Source organism: Cycloclasticus zancles 78-ME (assembly GCF_000442595.1).
Classification (GTDB): domain Bacteria; phylum Pseudomonadota; class Gammaproteobacteria; order Methylococcales; family Cycloclasticaceae; genus Cycloclasticus; species Cycloclasticus pugetii.
Map to the genome: position 1 here is coordinate 1,149,870 of NC_021917.1, position 17,822 is coordinate 1,167,691.

Below are 17,822 nucleotides of genomic sequence, written 5' to 3' on the forward strand. Positions count from 1 at the left end.
TAAGAAACACTACGCACAACAGCCTGTGTAGCCTGTTGTGCGTAGTGTGGTTAATGTTATCTATGAGGTTTTTTAGGCTTCATCTCTTTGAATTCTTCCAATTGCTCTTTTGTTAGAATGTTAGAGATTTTTTCATGCATGATGTCTCGGTTTTCTTTATGCGCTTTTCGAAGTGCTTTTTGTTTGGCTCGTTGCTCTTCAAATAGCACTTTAAGTGAATCGGTCTGCTTGTCGGTTAAATCAAGCTTTTCTTGCAAATGAGCAATTGATGGGCCTCTTTTTTGCATTTTGCCTTTAGAGCAGTCGTCAGATCTTTCTGCATACGCACTGGTGGCTACTGTAAGGGCGATTGCTGATGTTAATAAAGCTGCTTTAATATTCATGGTTTTCTCCTAAATTTAATAAGCAGAACAGGGCGGTTAATGTCTCTGTTCTTGAGTTATAGAATAGGGGGCAATGTTGTAGCAATTACGAAGAGAATGTGAAGAAAATGTGGAGATATGGCCTAAGATGATTAAGTGATTAATCTTCATATTTAATCCATATTTAGTCGCTACAATTTTATTGTTGGTGGAATAATGAATAAAGAGTAGGGATAAGATGATAAACCTAAACGCAACAGCAAGCACAGAATTTATTACCGGCATATTTAAGGCGATCATATCTGCCTTTCAGCAAATAGGTGTACAGCCTAGAAGAGATTTAGCAGAGACTATGCAAACGGCTGCTTCAGGCTATGTATCCTTACTAAGGGCTGTTTAAAGCATGTTTTCTATACGAATTAGAATTTGGCACAAGCTGTTTTTCTCTATTCTATTGGTGATACTTCTGATTTTGCTCGTTAATATGGCGGTGACTCGTTATAGCTTCCAGCAGGGTTTTGGCCAGTATATTGAAGACGTTCGGTTAAAAAGGCTGAACAACGTTGAACGAACCTTAAGTGGGCTGTACCGACAATATGGCCATTGGGATTTTCTGAAAAATAAGCCTCTTTTGTGGCAACAATTGTTGTTTGAACATGAACTGGCATCGCAACCGCCAAGAAATGCTAAACAGCCAGAGCATCATAGACAAGAGCCTTCGGCTAGGCTTGGTTCAGCCCGTGTGTATTCTGAACGACGTCATCACGCAGCTGTTTTACCGCCCCATTTGCGCGGCCGAATAGGCTTGCAGGATAGTGCTCAAACGTCCATTTTTGGTCCGCCCGCTTCGAAAAATGATCGGAAACTGCCAATAATGCTGGATGATGAGGTGATTGGTTATTTGAGTATGCGACGTTTGAAAGGTATGCGTACGGGTATAGAGCAGCGGTTTGAACGTGATCAAGTTAAAAATTTACTATTAACAGGAATACTCTCGTTTGTGATTGCTGTTATTGTTTCTTTATTGCTGGCACGTGCATTTAATAAGCCCATTACTAGGTTAACAGGTATAGCACGGCAACTGACATCTGGTCAATTTGACAGCCGTGTGGAGAAAATTTCTAGAGATGAATTGGGAGACTTGGCCACTGATTTAAACACCCTTGCTGAGACACTTGATCAAAATCAGCAAAGTCGCCGTCAGTGGATTGCAGATATCTCTCACGAATTGCGCACACCGCTGACCATCCTTAAAGGTGAATTGGAAGCCATGGAAGATAATGTTAGGGAGCTGAATAGCGAGTCGATTCAATCCCTTTCTTTGGAGGTTAAGCATTTACAACGGCTGGTTGATGATTTGTACCAACTTTCTCTTTCCGATCAAGGCTCGCTGACCTATGAAAAGGTAGCAGTGAATCCATTTTTGTTGCTACAAAATGTAGCGGAAGGCTATGAGCTTCCAATGCAGCAGAAGAAGATTACTTTGAGCGTAGCATGCGATGAACCCTGCCCCATGGTATTGGCTGACCCTCAGCGACTTACTCAGCTGTTCACAAATTTATTAGAAAACAGCCTTCGTTATACCCATGAAGGAGGTCGCGTAAAGATACAATGTAAAAAGGAAGCTTCGTTAACGATCTGTTTTGAAGATAGCGAACCCGGTATTTCGCCAGAATTGATACCACGTTTATTTGAACGGTTGTTTCGAGTAGATAATTCTCGTAACCGAGATTCCGGTGGTTCTGGGCTCGGTTTATCTATTGCGCAGAGTATTGCAGAAGCACACGAGGGAAAATTGACAGCCGAGCCTTCATCACTGGGTGGGCTGAAAATCACCTTGGAGCTACCCATTTCATCAGGATAATCACGCTATGAATACTGCTGAACCAGAACGTACCATTCTAATTGTTGAAGATGAAACTAAGATAGCGCAATTACTGCAAGACTATCTCCATAAGGAGGGCTATAACACTCATTGGATTAACCATGGAGACGCTGTTATTGACTGGGTGCAGCAAGAGCAGCCAGACCTTATCTTATTAGACCTAATGCTGCCAGGTAAAGATGGCATTACTCTTTGCCAGGAAATACGATATTTTTCTGGTATCCCGATCATTATGATTACTGCACGGGTAGAAGAAATTGATAAAGTTTTGGGCTTAGAAATAGGTGCTAATGATTACATCTGCAAGCCTTTTAGCCCTCGTGAGGTGATGGCAAGAATTAAGGCTTTGTTTCGTACGTTGTCTTACCGGCAACAGATATCAATCGTTGAGAATCAATTGGTAACCTTGGATGAACAGCGAATATTAGCAACAGTAGCAGGGCAGGCGTTGGATTTAACCCCAGTTGAGTTTCGTTTACTGAGCACGTTGGTGAAACAACCGGGGCGAATATTTTCGCGATCGCAGTTAATGCATAAACTGTATGAAGATAACCGTGTAGTGACTGATCGGACCGTAGATAGCCATATTAAAAACCTGAGAAAAAAGATTGCTCATCACTATAAAGACCAAGAGTTAATTAAATCTGTATACAGTGTTGGCTATAAGTATGAAGAATTGGGTGGAGATGGATTTAATGTGTAGCACGGTTGTGGCTGGCAAACCTATTGTGTTTTTGTAAGTGTGACAATGACGATAGGAAAAGGAGGCGTGCGTCTTATATTAAAGTGTTAGGAAGGGAATTATGAAACCGAAAATCAGCATTATTACTCTTGGTGTAGATGACTTAGAAAGAGCGACTCGCTTTTATAGTGAGGGCCTTGGTTTGCCAACGCATAATGTTGAAGGTGACAATATATCGTTTTTCAGTTTGGAAGGAACGTGGTTGGCGCTCTATCCGCGCGAAGAGTTGGCTAAAGATATTGGGTTAACGGATTCGAATCAGGTTGGTTTCTCTGGCATAACGCTGGCCCACAATGTTGCAAGTAAGTCAGACGTGGATGCTGTGCTTGATCAAGCGGTCTCTGCTGGTGCTCGACTGATTAAACCCGCGCTGGAGGTTTTCTGGGGCGGTTACTCCGGTTATTTTCAAGATACGGAAGGCTATTACTGGGAGGTGGCCTACAACCCTTATCAGGATCTGACATAATAGCGAGGCAAAAAGCATCCCTGATGATAACAATAAAGGTGGTGTTAAGGCGTGAATCGCCAGCCGGTAATGCATAACAGTCAACAAACCGCCAGGTAATTAGCTATGAATCTTAACTTTAATAAAGAAGACGCCAGTCAGGTAGTTATTGGGTCCTTTGCTTTGGCAGTGCCTATTTCGTTTTCCGAAGAGGCCTGGAAACTAGGGGAAACTCTTCCTTTTGCAAACCTGTTTCTTGTTTTTATTTTGTCGATTGTATTTTTAAGCTTTTTTGCCTATCAAATTGTATTTCAAGGCGATATAAAATATAGAACATCAATATTTATAAGCAGAATATTTATTGCCTATTTTATAGCCGCTTGTGTGGTTGCTTTGGTGTTGTTGTCATTAAATAAGTTCCCTGTAATGCTAGATCCGGTGATAGCTTTGAAGCGACTAATTATTATTACGATGCCTGCTTCTATGGGAGCGATTATTGTTGATGGTTTTGATAAAGAATAGCAGTGAAGAAGATATTGGCTAGGAATGAAGATAGGCGCTTGGTTAGGTCGGGTTAACTATTCAAAGCAATCGTTTTTTTGCGAATGTCGTAAATGAAAATCGAAAGTAGATAGTATCTTTAATAACATGATTTTTCTAATGCTCGATTAATAGTAAGTTGCTTGGAAATTAAGACATTGAGCAATTGTTAATAAGTGGGGAAGTTTTATCAGTTGATGCCGATTAAACGGCCACGGTTGATGGGTGTTAAGCGAGAAAATAATGTTTATACTCACTCGGGTACGACACGTACTAATTTAAAAATAATCGAGAGAGGAGATTTCTTATGTTGACCGTTGTGATTTGTTTGACTTGTATTGCTTTTATGCCTTATTTGGCCTCATCAATTGGTGGTTATTACCGAATTTCACAAACAGGTAAATATGACCTTGTTAACCCACGTGCACAAGCCGCAACGCTAGTGGGTGCAGGGGCTCGTTCACAATATTTACATGCCAATTGCTGGGAAGCATTAGGCCTTTTTTCAGCCGCTGTATTGGCCGTTTTTATCACCAATGCGATAAATGAAACGGTTACCATGCTCTGCATTTCTTTCGTGGTTATACGCGGCGTTTACTTTATTGCCTATTTAACCAATATGGCAACCTTGCGTTTCAGTGCTTTTGGCTTGGGCTTTGCGTGTTGCGTCGGGCTTTTTTATACAGCAATAACAAGCATTCCTGCCTAATACCTAAAACAAGTTATGCAGATTTTTTTCTGCATAACTTGTTGCTACACCTTATAAATTCTGCGTAAGACAATTTTCCTATTCAATATAATCATATTGTAAATTAGTATTTTCTAATGTATGTTATTTTTCTAGTAACACGATCATAAAAATTAGAATAAATAAACTAGGGGAGATAGGATTATGTCAGTAGAACGTGACTATGATGATTTGGCTCGAATAGATCGAACACATGTTAGCTTATATAACGATCAAGGGGTGTATAGCGATGAAATGGAACGGATTTTTTATCGCTCCTGGATATATGTCGCACACGAAAGTGAAATCCCGAATCCGGGTGATTACAAAACGACCTTTATGGGTGATGTTCCAGTTATTGTAACGCGCGGGCAAGATAACGAAATAAACGTTGTTATAAACCGCTGTACTCATCGAGGGGTAGCAGTGTGTCCTTTAGAGAAAGGTAATACCCCTAGTTTTGTTTGCCAATATCATGGCTGGGAATATGGTATGGACGGTGAGTTATTAGCTGTGTCGATGCCGCGTGGTTATAACGAAGGTGAATTAGACTATAAAAGTTTAGGCTTAGTTTCGGCTAAAAAAGTTGAAAGTTATCGGGGTATTATTTTTGCGTCGCTATTATCGGTTCCTGATATTTCATTAGACGAGAAACTAAGAGGCGTGAAAGAGTACATCGACATGTACATGGATTTCTCCCCTGTTGGCGAAATCATTGTCGGTAATAGCGGGGTGAACAAACATCACTATCATGCTAACTGGAAAATCCAAACAGAAGGCAGTGTTGAGGGCTATCATGCGCCGGTTACCCATTCAACCGCCTTTGATGTGATGATCAGAAAAATGGGCATGCCACCTAACTATCAAGGCTATGACACTAAAGGTATGGATTGTGGTTATGGCAATAATTTACTGGAAGTGTACAGTTTGCCCGACGAAGCGGTTTATAAACGCTGGCCAGCTGAATATATAGACTTAATGATCGAGAAACACGGCAAAGAGCGCGCCATGCATGTGTTACGACATCGTTTTAATTTAGTGATTTTTCCCAACTTAGCCCTACTTGAATATCAATTCCGAGTTATTCGCCCTATGGGGGTTGATAAAACAGAAGTGCGTATGTATCACACGATGCTAAAAGATGCGCCTGATGAGATTAATACTCGACGGGTGCGTGAGCATGAGTTCTTTTATAGCCCTGCCGCCTTTGGTGGACCAGATGACTATGCGATGTTTGATAGAGCCGGTCAGGGGATGAAGGCAGAGATGGTACCGTGGATTTTATTTAATCGAGGTATTAAATCTGAAGAGGTCGATGAGCACGGGCGTCGTTATGGTGGGCATACGCAAGAAACACAGCAAAGAGCACCTTATTTTGAATACAGACGTTTAATGACGTTAGGGAGCCAATCATGAGTGCTAATAATTCAGAACAAATGACACGAGCTGAAGCAGAAGACTTTTTATTTGCTGAAGCATGTTTACTTGACGAAGGCGAGGTGAATGAGTGGAGAAAGCTATTCACTGCCGATGCATTATATTGGTTACCTTATAGCCGTGATGTAAATGTTGACCCAACAAAACATGTATCCATTATTTATGATGATATGGAGATGCTTGATGAGCGCATTAAACGGCTACAAAGCGGAGCTTGTCATGCACAAATACCTGGCTCAAGAACGCAACACTCAGTAAATAACGTACGGGTTAAAACAGTGGATGGAGTCGTCATTATTGACTCATACCTTACCTTGCATGAGTACCGTGCCAATCGGCAAGATCGGTTTTACCCATTGCAAACAATGGCAGCTAATTGCGAGCACAAATTAGTTAAGCGTGGCGGTGAATGGAAAATGACCAGCAAAAAAGTAGTACTGCTTAATTGTGATGGCGAAATATACGACTTAAGTTTTTTAATATAAATAGGGGGTAGTAATGACAGATATTGACAATAAATATGCTGATGGTTTTCCTTTTTCACGTGAAGGAGAGGACTTTAAGCAAGGCCTATCGTTGATGCGTGAAGTGTTGGGAGAAGAATCCTCTGAGCATATTGAATCTTTGCTGGATAACCCTCTGTTTGGTGATGAGCTGGGCTATGTTTTTTCTAAAACATGGGGAGCTTTATATGAGCGAGAAGGTTTAACGTTAAAAGAAAGGTCGTTGATCTTAATGGGCACTGATTTAGCATTAGGACGTGAAGGGCCGTTAAAAGACCATATGAAGGTCGCGTTGCATGCTGGGATGGAACCTAAGCAAATTATTGAGGTTTTATTCCAAACCGTGTTTTATTTAGGAGCACCTGCAATGGTATTGGGTTTGAAAGTGGCTAATGAGGTTTTGGGCCCAGAAATAAAAGAAATGCTCGAGCAAAAAGAACAACAAAATAGCAATCAATAGGAGCAAAGAATGAGTGATTTAGACATTAGTATGGGGCCTATCAACCATGTGGCAATGGCAGTAAAGGACTGGAGAGCAACCGCAAAAAGCTATGCCAAGTTAATGGGTATAAAAACATGGCGAGTGATGGAAATTTCATCAGATATGATGGAAACATCCGAATACTATGGTGAGCCAGCTGAATTTGTTTGGATATCAGCCTTTGCACGTATGGGCGATACCTTGATCGAATTGTGCGAGCCGGTTTCGGGTAAAACCGTGTTTGATGATTTTGTTAAAGAACACGGGGACGGCATGCAACATGTGGGTGATTTATCACACCCTAACCCTTTAGAGTTAGTTAAAGAATATACTCGCCAAGGGGTAAAGGTTGGGAATTATTGCAATATTGCAGGGGTTGCAGAACTTTATTACTTAGACACCCGTGAGCAATTAGGCGGGATGTTCCTAGAGGTGGTTGCACCACCGACATACGCACGAATTGCCGACCTTGGTGAAGATGTTACGTTTGATTAATAACAATAATAATTTTAAGGGGAAATAAATGGCATTAAGCATACCTATAGACGGCTGGCATAGTACCTCCATAGTGGTTCATGACTACCGCCAAGTGGTAACCAATTACGCACGATTTTTTGGTATTAGTCACTGGGAGGTTTTTCGTTATGACGGTAACCATTTAACAAATACACGCTTTGAAGGTGAATTGGTTGAGCACCGCTTTATACGAGTTATGGGGCGAAATAAAGATTTAGCGATAGAGTTAATACAGCCTATCGACGGGCCATCTAGCTTTCAACATATGTTAGACACAGTTGGCGAAGGCGTACACCATGTTAGCCTGACTCAATCAACGGCCTTTAACGTTGACGCGTTAAATAAAACACTCGATGAACTAGACATTAGTATTCGTCAAACTGGCACCATTTACGACGTGGCAGATGTTTATTTATTAGATACGCGCTCATTGGTGTCCAACGTGATGTTTGAAGTGGTTTGCCCAAAAACAGAAAATTGGCAAGCATCCATGACGCCTGATGAAGTGTTTGATATTGACCTGACGCTATTAGGTCCAAAATTATTACCAACAGCCAATATGTTACACCTTGGGGTGGTTTGTAAAGATAGGGATGTGGCCAAGGCAGGCTTAACGAAATTATTCTCAATGACAGATTGGATTGAATTTAAAATTGAATCGGGTGTCACCATGAGCGACACGACGTACTTTGGTGAACAGGTTTATCATAAATATAATAACCATGTTGGCCGTGTGGGTGAGTTTGCTTTAGAGCTCATTACCCCAGAGTCAGATAAATGCGTGTATCACGATTTTTTAAAAGAGCAGGGTGAAGGCGTGCATCATTTCTTTCCTTCAATGTGCTCAAAGGAAGAGTTTGAAGCTCTTTTGCCGGGTTTAGAAGCGCTAGGTATGCCTATAATCCAAGGCGGTACTATAGATGGGTTGATTGAGTATTATTATATTGATACGCGAGACTATTTATCAGGGGTAACCACCGAAATAGTGATTCCGTTATGTGATGACTGGAAAGAAAAAATGTTTAGCTCAGAGAAAGAAGCGTGGGTACTTTGTGGCTAATTTTAATTAATTACAAACGATCTCATAAAAAAGCCATGCGTTTAACTTAAGCATGGCTTTTTTGTTGCTATCGAGGTGTTCTTAAGTAAGTTATAACCTTTATCAGTGCGAATATTAAGGATGCTCATTAACACCACTTCTAGCCTTCTTGTTTGTGCTAATATGCGCGCTCTGTCCAATAGCTTGGAAGGATTCCTAACGAAGCATTTTGGGCAATACGGATCACACACTCTTATCTCGTATCTTAAATAAAGGCAATAAATATCATGGCTAAAGAAATAGGTCGCAGCAGACGTCTGCGCAAAAAATTATATGTAGGCGAATTCGCTATAATGGGTTTTGAGTTCACCTGTAAAGTTGATATCGACTCTGATACACAATTCGAGGAATTTCTTGAAGCATTCGCGGATGTAGCAGAAGACAAAAACTTGTTAATTAGCCTGGATAACGATAATGAGCAGTTTGAAGGCTTTGTTACCTCACATGACCGTTATGGTTCAGCAACTGAAGAAGACAAAGCAGCCATTGAAGCTGTATTGTTAGCTCACAGCATTGTTAGCGATGTTGAGGTTAGCAAGCTGGTTGACGTGTTTAACGAAAAGTAACACTGGTTACGATCGTGAGGTGCGTATTAATCTTAATAAGCACCTCACGGGTTTTGGCTTGTTCTATGTTGCTTTAGCAGCGCAATAGATGCAATAAACTCAGATGCCAATAAATGAATATTTAGCACAATACCCACCAGCGCTTATTAAGCAGATCAATAAGCTCATTCAGTACAACTACTACGCCTGAATTCAACTCGCCATTTACCATTAACTTTTCTTGGTTTAGCCATCAAAGCCCCCGTTAAAAATAACTTGGCGTAAATTGTGGCGTAAAAATGGCGTAAATGAAAGGCAAAAGATGCCGTTTAATGCGGTTTATTGCGGAAAGTAAAGAGAGGGTTAAGAGCTTCAAAGCCCTTTAGTAATGGGCTTTGAGGTCTGATTCAGTCTATTACTGAAAACTTAAGTGGTACCGAGGGCCGGAATCGAACCGGCACTTCCGAAGAAACCGGATTTTGAATCCGGCGCGTCTACCAGTTCCGCCACCCCGGCAAATAAGTGTGGGCATTATAGACAGTTTCAAATTCAAAATCTATTAAAATTTTAATTTAATAGCCTGTTTTGCGCTCGCTGATGAGGGTCGTTCCTGTTAAGATCCGTCGCCATGAAAAAAAGTGACTTTAATTACGACTTGCCCAATGAATTGATTGCTCGCTACCCATTAGAGAAGCGGGTTGATAGCCGTTTGCTGGTGGTGGGTGAGAATGACTTTTCCGACAAGGTTTTTGCTGATCTGCCGATGTTATTGAGAGAAGGGGATCTGTTAGTTTTTAACAATACCCGCGTTATTGCTGCGCGCCTGTTCGGCCATAAAGAAACAGGCGGTAAGTTAGAGATCCTTATTGAGCGTGTTATGGGGGATAAGACGGCGTTGGCACATGTTCGTTGCAGTAAATCACCCAAAGCCGGTACCCACATTATTTTAAATGATGGTTATAAGTGTTTGGTTGATGGTCGTGAAGGCGATTTGTTTCAACTTACGTTTGATGACTCGATTGATACTGTGTTGAAGGCCATCGGGCATATGCCATTACCACCTTATATTGATAGGGACGATGAAACGCTGGATATTGAACGCTATCAAACGGTGTTTGGTCGTAAACCTGGGGCAGTTGCTGCGCCAACAGCAGGGCTGCACTTTGATGAGCGCCTGCTTGACGACATAAAATCACTTGGGGTGAACTTTGCTTATGTCACCTTGCACGTTGGTAGTGGTACTTTTCAGCCGGTTAGAGAAGAAAACCTTGCTGACCATATTATGCATAAAGAATGGCTAACGGTAGATGAACAAACGGTTCAACAAATTGAAGCGACTAAAAAAAATGGTGGGCGTGTTATTGCTGTGGGTACAACGGCGATGCGTTCATTAGAGTCTGCAGCAAAAGAGGGGGCTATTAAGCCTTTTACAGGCGATACAGATTTATTTATTACGCCGGGTTACCACTTTAATGTGGTGGATGCGATGGTAACGAATTTTCATTTGCCTGAATCTACTTTATTAATGTTAGTGAGTGCATTTTCTGGTTATCAGCGAATGAAATTGGCGTATCAACATGCAATAGCCCAACGGTATCGGTTTTTTAGCTATGGTGATGCTATGTTTTTAACAAAAATGTCAGATACAACTGAATAATATGAAATTTAATTTATTAAATACCGATGCTAAGGCCCGCCGTGCACGTTTAACGTTTGACCGCGGTACTATTGAAACCCCCGCTTTTATGCCCGTAGGCACGTACGGTACGGTTAAAGCAATGGCACCAGAGGAGTTATTAGACACCGGTGCTGAAATAGTGCTCGGTAATACGTTTCACTTAATGTTGCGTCCGGGTGTGGAGGTTATTGAAGCGCATGGTGACTTGCATGACTTCATGAACTGGCAAAAGCCTATTTTGACTGACTCCGGTGGCTTTCAAGTATTTAGCTTGGATGAAATGCGTAAAATTACAGAGAAGGGTGTTCATTTCCGTTCCCCGGTGGATGGCCGAAAAGTATTTATGGGGCCTGAAGAGTCAATGCAAGTGCAACGGCAATTAGGCTCGGATATTGTAATGATTTTTGACGAATGTACACCATACCCAGCCACCGAAGAAGAAGCGCGTATATCTATGGAGTTATCGCTACGCTGGGCCAAGCGAAGTAAAGATGCTCATGGCGATAACCCTTCGGCCTTATTTGGTATTGTTCAAGGGGGCATGTATGAAAATTTACGTGACAGGTCATTAGAAGCGCTGAAGCAAATTGATTTTGATGGCTTTGCGATTGGCGGTTTGTCTGTTGGTGAGCCTAAAGACGACCGTGAGCGAGTTTTGGAACATATTGTTCCGGCTATGCCCAGTGATAAACCGCGCTATTTGATGGGCGTGGGTAAACCCGAAGATATTGTTGAAGCGGTGTTAAAAGGCATTGATATGTTTGATTGTGTTATGCCAACACGGAATGCACGTAATGGTTATTTGTTTACCCGTAAAGGCTTAGTGAAAATAAGAAATGAAAAGTATCAATTTGATACCAAGCCAGTTGATGAGGCATGTGAGTGTTATACCTGTAAGAATTATTCGCGTTCCTACTTGCGACATTTAGATAAGTGTAAAGAGATTTTAGGCTCGCGTTTAAATACGATTCATAACCTTCATTATTATCAAGACTTGATGCGTGGCTTACGTCAGGCTATTGAGCAAGAGCGCTTGTTAGAATTTGTGGATGATTTTTATGAGCAGCAAGGCAAAACACGAGATGCTGTGGCATAATGCGTGATTGAGTTAATTCATTAATAAGGAAAAAATATGTTAGATTTTTTAGTTTCAAACGCCATCGCAGCAGATACCGCAGCCGCAACTCAAGAAGCAGCAGCACCAGGGTTCGAAGGATTACTTTTTCCAATTGCGTTAATTGTTATTTTTTACTTTCTTTTAATTCGTCCTCAACAAAAGCGTAATAAAGAACACAAGCAACTTGTTGCAGGCGCTAAGAAAGGCGACGAAATTGTAACCAATGGTGGTTTGCTGGGTAAAATTACAGAAGTGGATGATCATTTTATTACACTTGAAATTGCGCCTAATACATCGGTTCAAGTGATGAAGACTTCAATTTCAACGGTAATGCCTAAAGGCACATACGCATCTGCTGGAAAAGCAAAAAAATAAACTGCCAAACGAGTTATTGTTATGACGAATCATTTTCCTGCTTGGAAGAACTTAATGATAATAATGGCGTTAGTTGTTGCTATTATTTACGCACTACCAAATCTTTACGGTGAAGACCCTTCTGTACAAATTTCGCCTTTGCGTGGTGCGGTCATCAACAGTTCTGTTTTAGCTGATGTAAAAGATCAGCTAGCACAAAAAGGTGTTGCCTTATTAAAAGGTGAGTTGAATGACAGCCAAATTTTGTTGCGCTTCAAGCATTCGAATGATCAACTTAAGGCGGTTGATATTATTAAGTCGGTCTTAGGGAATAACTATGTTGTGGCTCTTAATTTGGCGCCAACAACCCCTCAATGGTTGCGTTCGTTAAATGCAGCGCCTATGTATTTAGGCTTGGATTTAAGAGGTGGTGTGCATTTCTTACTGGAAGTGGATATGCAAGCTGCTGAGAAGCAAGCAGTAGACCGTGGTGCGGCTGATTTTCGCCAATATTTGCGCGAAAATAAATTGCGTTATCTAAGCGTTATGGTCAATGGCCACAATGTTGGTATTAAATTTAGAAACCAACAGATTCATGACGAGGCGATCAGCAAATTGGAGTCTCAGTTCCGTACTTGGGACTTTAAGCCTGAAGTTAGCGAGTCCTCAACGCCCACCTTAACGGCAACGATGTCAGATGATGAGTTAATGGACGTAAGAAACTATGCTGTTCAGCAAAATATCATTACGTTAAAAAATCGTGTTAATGAGTTAGGTGTTGCAGAGCCTGTTATTCAAAGACAGGGTGAAAGCCGTATTGTTGTTGAATTACCTGGTGTCCAGGACACGGCTCGTGCAAAAGAGATTTTAGGTGCAACCGCAACACTTGAGTATCATCTGGTTGATACGCAAAATTCAGTGTCATCTGCATTAGCTGGAAGAGTGCCGATTGGTTCTAAGTTATATAACCGTCGAGATGGTGGCCAAATCCTGTTGAAAAAACAGGTTATTGTGACCGGTAATGAGATTGTAGATGCTTCATCAGGGATAGAAGGTGATACAGGCTCCGCGATGGTTTCTGTGTCATTAGATGGTCCGGGTGGTAAAAAAATGAGCAAAACCACACGAGAAAATATTGGTAAACCAATGGCGGTTGTATTTATTGAAAATAGAACCGATATAAAAATGGTTAACGGCGAGCCGGTACGCTACAAAACAGTCGTCGAGGAAGTGATTAATGTGGCGACCATTCGTGGGCACTTTAGTAACCGTTTTCAAACAACAGGCTTAGATAATTCAGCTGAAGCACGTGATCTAGCTTTATTATTAAGAGCAGGTGCCTTGGCTGCGCCGATTGATATTGTTGAAGAGCGCACGGTTGGGCCAAGCCTAGGGCAAGATAATATTGATAAAGGCTTCAATTCTGTGATGATTGGTTTTGTTTTAGTCTTAATTTTTATGGCTATTTATTACAAGACATTCGGCCTTTTTGCCGATGTGGCCTTGGCCTTTAATCTGGTTTTTATCGTTGCTGTATTGTCACTCTTGCAAGCCACGTTAACGCTGCCTGGAATTGCCGGCATTGTGCTAACAGTGGGGATGGCGGTAGATGCTAATGTGCTAATTTTTGAGCGCATTAAAGAGGAGATTAAAAATGGAAACTCACCTCAAGCTAGTATTGCGGCGGGCTACGATAAAGCCTTTTCTACCATTGCGGATGCAAATATCACGACATTGATTGCCGCGATTATCCTTTTCGGTTTTGGTACAGGGCCTATTAAAGGTTTCGCTATTACCTTAAGTATCGGCATTTTAACCTCTATGTTCACCGCTATTATTGGTACGCGTGCATTAGTCAATGTGACTTTTGGTAGTCGTCAAATAGAAAAACTGAAGATTTAAATTATGAGTAATCAACATACAATCAAGATTGATTTTCTAAGTAAACGTAAAATAGCGCTTATTTTTTCTACTCTATTAATTATTGTTTCTATCGCTTCTTTAGCGACCATGGGGTTAAAAAAAGGGATTGATTTTACTGGTGGAACGTTGGTAGAGCTTAGCTTTCCCGAAGCAGTTGAGCTGGAAAGTTTAAGGAATTTGTTAACAGAGGCTAATTTTAGTGGCGCTGTGGTACAACATTTTGGTTCATCAAAAGAAGTGCTTATCCGCTTATTACCGAATGATGCGTTAAATACTGCGGCGTTAAGTAATAAGGTGTTGGCTGCGGTGAATGAGAATTTCTCACAACAAGGTGAGTTAAGACGGGCAGAATTTGTTGGCCCGCAAGTTGGTGAAGAGTTACAAGAAGATGGCGGTTTGGCACTATTATATGCCTTAATCTGTATCCTGATTTATGTCGCTATTCGCTTTGAATATCGCTTTGGCTTAGGCTCTGTGGCGGCACTGGCGCACGACGTTATTATTACCCTTGGTTTCTTTTCTGTTTTTCAGTTTGAATTTGATTTAACAGTACTGGCGGCTATTTTAGCGATTATTGGTTATTCATTGAACGATACTATTGTTGTGTTTGATCGTGTAAGAGAAAACTTTAGAACATTGCGAAAAGGCTCACCGGTTGATGTTGTTAATATCTCGTTAAACCAGACGTTTACTCGAACCGTGATGACCTCGCTAACAACTTTGTTAGTGTTAATAGCATTGTTTGTTTTAGGTGGTGAAATTATTCATGACTTTGCACTTGCGCTGATTGTTGGCGTGTTAATTGGTACCTATTCTTCTATTTATGTTGCTAGCCCCATAACGCTTGCCTTGGGAGTGACGAAAGAAGACCTGATGGTTGTTAAGGTTGATCAAGATGAGTTAGATAAAATTCCTTGATGAGCTGATAATTGGTAATAAAAAAGCCGCTTTTATAGCGGCTTTTTTATTGATCAAGTTTTGTGTGTTGTTTAACTGTTAATTACTTTTTCTGCATGCGGTGTAATTTTGTTTAATAAGGCCTGATGCATTTTAGGGTTGCCACAAACAATGTTACCTGTTTTGTGGAAATCGTGATTATTAGAAAAATCACTAACAACACCACCAGCCTCTTGAATGAGTAAGACGCCAGCAGCAAAATCCCAAGGTTTTAGACCGATTTCAAAAAAACCATCTAGTTTTCCAGCAGCTACATAAGCTAAATCTAAAGAAGCAGCTCCTGCACGTCTAACACCAGAGGTGGAAGAGAAAATATCACGAAAGATATCGAGGTAAGGTTCAATATCTTTATCGTTCTTAAAAGGGAAGCCAGTGCCTAGAAATGAACCTTCGATTTTTCGTTGTCGGCCAACACGTAGACGTCTGTTGTTCAGCATTGCCCCTTTACCGCGTGTTGCAGTAAATAGGTCTTGACGAACAGGGTCGTAAATTACGGCTTGCTCTACGGTATCGCCTCTTTTTAAAGCAATAGATACCGCATAATGCGGAAAACCGTGTATAAAATTCGTGGTTCCATCAAGAGGGTCTATAATCCAAATATATTCAGCGTCTTGATTTAGATAGCCCGATTCTTCGGCTAAAACACCGTGATCGGGATAAGCACTTAATAAGATATTAATAATTTCTTCTTCAGCACGCCGGTCAATTTCTGTGGCGTAATCATTTTGATTTTTAATAGTTATCTTAAGTGTGTCAATTGAGTCAGCTGAACGTATTATAATATCGCCTGCTTGCCTTGCTGCCCTAATGGCAATATTTAACATTGGGTGCATGATGATGCCTAACTATTTATGTGGCGCAAGGATAACAGATACAGCCGGAGGATGTCTTTTGAAAGTCGATGAAAATAACGAAATATTGTCAAATATAAGGATTGTGTTGGTACAAACTTCACATCCTGGGAATATAGGCGCAACAGCGCGGGCCATGAAAAATATGGGGCTTAGTGATTTAGCCTTAGTTAACCCTAAAATATTTCCGAGTTCTGAGGCCACCTCACGTGCGTCTGGTGCCGATGATATTTTGGCAACAGCAAATGTTTATAATAGTTTAAAAGAAGCCTTGGAGCCGTGTGAGTTAGTCTTGGGGGCTAGCGCTAGAATTAGGCATTTGGGTTGGTCAGAGGTTGGCCCTAAAAAAGGCAGTGAATTGGCCATTGCATCGGCAAAGAATGCAAAGGTTGCGTTGGTGTTTGGCCGAGAAAACTCCGGGCTCACGAATGAAGAGTTGGAATTGTGTCAGCACTTATTACATATTCCAACTAATCCAAATTTTAGTTCATTAAACGTTGCATCTGCTGTGCAAGTGTTATGTTATGAGGTGTATTCAGCAGTGCTAGGTGAACAGGTAATTGAATCACCTGATGTTGAAGATAGGCCTGCAACCAGCCAAGAGTTTGAAGGTTTTTTTGAGCACCTTTTAAAGACGCTTGAGAAAACAGATTTTCTACAGCTCTATAAAACTAAAAGGCTGCAACAACGCATCAGGCGTATTTTTTACCGTTCTGAACTTAATCGAACAGAGGTGAATATCCTACGTGGCGTGTTAACGGCGATCAATAATAAGATAGATGGAATCAAAAAAGCCTAACGTTGTAAAAAAATGTGTTAATAAAATCACGCACGTTAGAATAGAGTCACTATTAAATAAAAAAGCATTATGTTTAACCAATTAAAAGAAGATATTAATATAGTTTTTGACAGGGATCCTGCGGCACGTAGCAAAATTGAAGTGATCATGACCTACCCGGGGTTTCATGCGCTCCTGCTTCATCGCTTAAATCATTGGCTGTGGGGAGTGAATTTAAAATTTATTTCTCGTTTTATCGCTTATTTTTCACGCTGGTTAACCGGTATAGAAATACATCCTGGTGCGGTGATAGGCAAGCGTTTTTTTATTGACCACGGAATGGGCGTCGTGGTTGGCGAAACAGCTGTTATTGGTGATGATTGTACGCTCTATCATGGGGTGACCTTAGGTGGTACGAGTTGGAAAAAGGGTAAGCGACACCCTACGCTAGGTAATGGTGTGGTCGTAGGTGCTGGTGCTAAAGTGCTGGGGCCGATAGAGATAGGTGATAATGCCAGGATTGGCTCTAATGCGGTTGTTGTTAGATCGGTGTCTGCTGACACCACAATCGTCGGTATACCCGGTCGTGTTGCAACCACTGATTCTGTTAAACCAAGTCCTGAGCAAGAAGAGATGGCTAAAAAAATTGGTTTTGACGCATACGGCGCCTCTCAAGAACTACCTGACCCAGTAGCGGTAGCTATTAATAGTATGTTGGAGCATATCCACACAATGGATAAAGAAATGGAACGCATGTGCCATGAAATAAAATCATTGGGTGGTGGAATGGATGATCGGTCGGTCGAAGAAATTAACAGTGAACCGGTTGATGATGGAACAGGTTCTACTTGTCCAGAAGCGCGAGCTAAAGAAGGCTAGAAT

General features: G+C 41.2%; 21 protein-coding genes and 1 tRNA gene. 19 read left to right on the forward strand and 3 right to left on the reverse strand.

Features of this window, described 5'->3' with window-relative positions; genetic code table 11:
• Positions 1 to 56 precede the first annotated feature (56 nt).
• On the reverse strand, positions 57 to 383 hold the full coding sequence (locus tag CYCME_RS05615) for a Spy/CpxP family protein refolding chaperone (RefSeq protein ID WP_020932384.1): 327 nt from the start codon (positions 381 to 383) through the stop codon (positions 57 to 59).
• Positions 384 to 600: 217 nt separating this feature from the next.
• Here CYCME_RS05615 and CYCME_RS13080 point away from each other — a divergent pair, with 217 nt between their 5' ends.
• The 12 genes from CYCME_RS13080 to CYCME_RS05670 all read left to right on the forward strand — a co-directional run bounded on the left by CYCME_RS13080 (position 601) and on the right by CYCME_RS05670 (position 9,303).
• Positions 601 to 762: a hypothetical protein gene (locus CYCME_RS13080; protein WP_016390146.1), complete on the forward strand. Its 162-nt coding sequence runs from the start codon at positions 601 to 603 to the stop codon at positions 760 to 762.
• A gap of 3 nt (positions 763 to 765) precedes the next feature.
• Positions 766 to 2,226, forward strand: a complete 1,461-nt coding sequence (locus tag CYCME_RS05620) for an ATP-binding protein (RefSeq protein WP_016390147.1) — start codon at positions 766 to 768, stop codon at positions 2,224 to 2,226.
• Positions 2,227 to 2,233: 7 nt separating this feature from the next.
• Positions 2,234 to 2,950 carry a response regulator gene (locus CYCME_RS05625; RefSeq protein WP_020932386.1) on the forward strand — a complete coding sequence of 239 codons (717 nt, stop codon included), beginning with the start codon at positions 2,234 to 2,236 and terminating at the stop codon, positions 2,948 to 2,950.
• A 100-nt stretch (positions 2,951 to 3,050) separates the two neighbouring features.
• On the forward strand, positions 3,051 to 3,455 hold the full coding sequence (locus CYCME_RS05630) for a VOC family protein (protein WP_015006128.1): 405 nt from the start codon (positions 3,051 to 3,053) through the stop codon (positions 3,453 to 3,455).
• A 105-nt stretch (positions 3,456 to 3,560) separates the two neighbouring features.
• Positions 3,561 to 3,956, forward strand: coding sequence for a DUF2391 family protein (locus tag CYCME_RS05635; protein ID WP_015006127.1), 396 nt, complete (start codon positions 3,561 to 3,563; stop codon positions 3,954 to 3,956).
• A gap of 325 nt (positions 3,957 to 4,281) precedes the next feature.
• Positions 4,282 to 4,683 (forward strand): MAPEG family protein, encoded by a 402-nt coding sequence (locus CYCME_RS05640; protein WP_020932387.1) that lies wholly within the window; start codon positions 4,282 to 4,284, stop codon positions 4,681 to 4,683.
• A 183-nt stretch (positions 4,684 to 4,866) separates the two neighbouring features.
• Entirely contained in the window at positions 4,867 to 6,117 is a 1,251-nt protein-coding gene (locus tag CYCME_RS05645) for an aromatic ring-hydroxylating oxygenase subunit alpha (protein ID WP_020932388.1), read from the forward strand.
• Entirely contained in the window at positions 6,114 to 6,623 is a 510-nt protein-coding gene (locus CYCME_RS05650) for an aromatic-ring-hydroxylating dioxygenase subunit beta (RefSeq protein WP_016390152.1), read from the forward strand. The genes CYCME_RS05645 and CYCME_RS05650 overlap by 4 nt, the downstream gene beginning before the upstream one ends.
• Positions 6,624 to 6,636: 13 nt before the next feature.
• The gene (locus tag CYCME_RS05655; protein WP_016390153.1) at positions 6,637 to 7,101 is read left to right on the forward strand and encodes a carboxymuconolactone decarboxylase family protein; all 465 of its coding nucleotides are present in this window, start codon (positions 6,637 to 6,639) and stop codon (positions 7,099 to 7,101) included.
• 9 nt (positions 7,102 to 7,110) lie between these two features.
• Positions 7,111 to 7,617: a VOC family protein gene (locus CYCME_RS05660; protein WP_020932389.1), complete on the forward strand. Its 507-nt coding sequence runs from the start codon at positions 7,111 to 7,113 to the stop codon at positions 7,615 to 7,617.
• A gap of 28 nt (positions 7,618 to 7,645) precedes the next feature.
• Positions 7,646 to 8,698 carry a VOC family protein gene (locus tag CYCME_RS05665; protein WP_020932390.1) on the forward strand — a complete coding sequence of 351 codons (1,053 nt, stop codon included), beginning with the start codon at positions 7,646 to 7,648 and terminating at the stop codon, positions 8,696 to 8,698.
• Positions 8,699 to 8,964: 266 nt separating this feature from the next.
• Complete coding sequence (locus CYCME_RS05670) at positions 8,965 to 9,303, forward strand: YggL family protein (RefSeq protein WP_020932391.1); 339 nt, start codon at positions 8,965 to 8,967, stop codon at positions 9,301 to 9,303.
• A gap of 410 nt (positions 9,304 to 9,713) precedes the next feature.
• Here CYCME_RS05670 and CYCME_RS05675 read toward each other — a convergent pair.
• A tRNA-Leu gene (locus CYCME_RS05675) sits at positions 9,714 to 9,798 on the reverse strand.
• Positions 9,799 to 9,910: 112 nt separating this feature from the next.
• Here CYCME_RS05675 and queA point away from each other — a divergent pair.
• Genes queA through secF form a run of 5 tightly spaced genes read left to right on the forward strand, consistent with a single transcriptional unit; the run spans position 9,911 to position 15,272 of the window.
• Positions 9,911 to 10,939, forward strand: a complete 1,029-nt coding sequence (gene queA / locus CYCME_RS05680) for a tRNA preQ1(34) S-adenosylmethionine ribosyltransferase-isomerase QueA (RefSeq protein ID WP_015006075.1) — start codon at positions 9,911 to 9,913, stop codon at positions 10,937 to 10,939.
• 1 nt (position 10,940) lies between these two features.
• On the forward strand, positions 10,941 to 12,056 hold the full coding sequence (tgt, locus tag CYCME_RS05685) for a tRNA guanosine(34) transglycosylase Tgt (RefSeq protein WP_015006074.1): 1,116 nt from the start codon (positions 10,941 to 10,943) through the stop codon (positions 12,054 to 12,056).
• Positions 12,057 to 12,092: 36 nt separating this feature from the next.
• Positions 12,093 to 12,452, forward strand: a complete 360-nt coding sequence (gene yajC / locus CYCME_RS05690) for a preprotein translocase subunit YajC (protein WP_015006073.1) — start codon at positions 12,093 to 12,095, stop codon at positions 12,450 to 12,452.
• A gap of 21 nt (positions 12,453 to 12,473) precedes the next feature.
• On the forward strand, positions 12,474 to 14,333 hold the full coding sequence (gene secD, locus CYCME_RS05695; protein ID WP_041932911.1) for a protein translocase subunit SecD: 1,860 nt from the start codon (positions 12,474 to 12,476) through the stop codon (positions 14,331 to 14,333).
• A 3-nt stretch (positions 14,334 to 14,336) separates the two neighbouring features.
• On the forward strand, positions 14,337 to 15,272 hold the full coding sequence (gene secF, locus CYCME_RS05700; RefSeq protein ID WP_015006071.1) for a protein translocase subunit SecF: 936 nt from the start codon (positions 14,337 to 14,339) through the stop codon (positions 15,270 to 15,272).
• Positions 15,273 to 15,343: 71 nt separating this feature from the next.
• Here the strand turns inward: secF and CYCME_RS05705 are convergent, their stop codons facing one another.
• Entirely contained in the window at positions 15,344 to 16,144 is an 801-nt protein-coding gene (locus tag CYCME_RS05705) for an inositol monophosphatase family protein (protein ID WP_015006070.1), read from the reverse strand.
• Positions 16,145 to 16,202: 58 nt separating this feature from the next.
• Here CYCME_RS05705 and CYCME_RS05710 point away from each other — a divergent pair, with 58 nt between their 5' ends.
• Positions 16,203 to 16,961, forward strand: a complete 759-nt coding sequence (locus CYCME_RS05710) for an RNA methyltransferase (protein ID WP_420480301.1) — start codon at positions 16,203 to 16,205, stop codon at positions 16,959 to 16,961.
• A gap of 69 nt (positions 16,962 to 17,030) precedes the next feature.
• Positions 17,031 to 17,819, forward strand: a complete 789-nt coding sequence (gene cysE / locus CYCME_RS05715; protein WP_015006068.1) for a serine O-acetyltransferase — start codon at positions 17,031 to 17,033, stop codon at positions 17,817 to 17,819.
• The last annotated feature ends 3 nt before the right edge of the window (positions 17,820 to 17,822 follow it).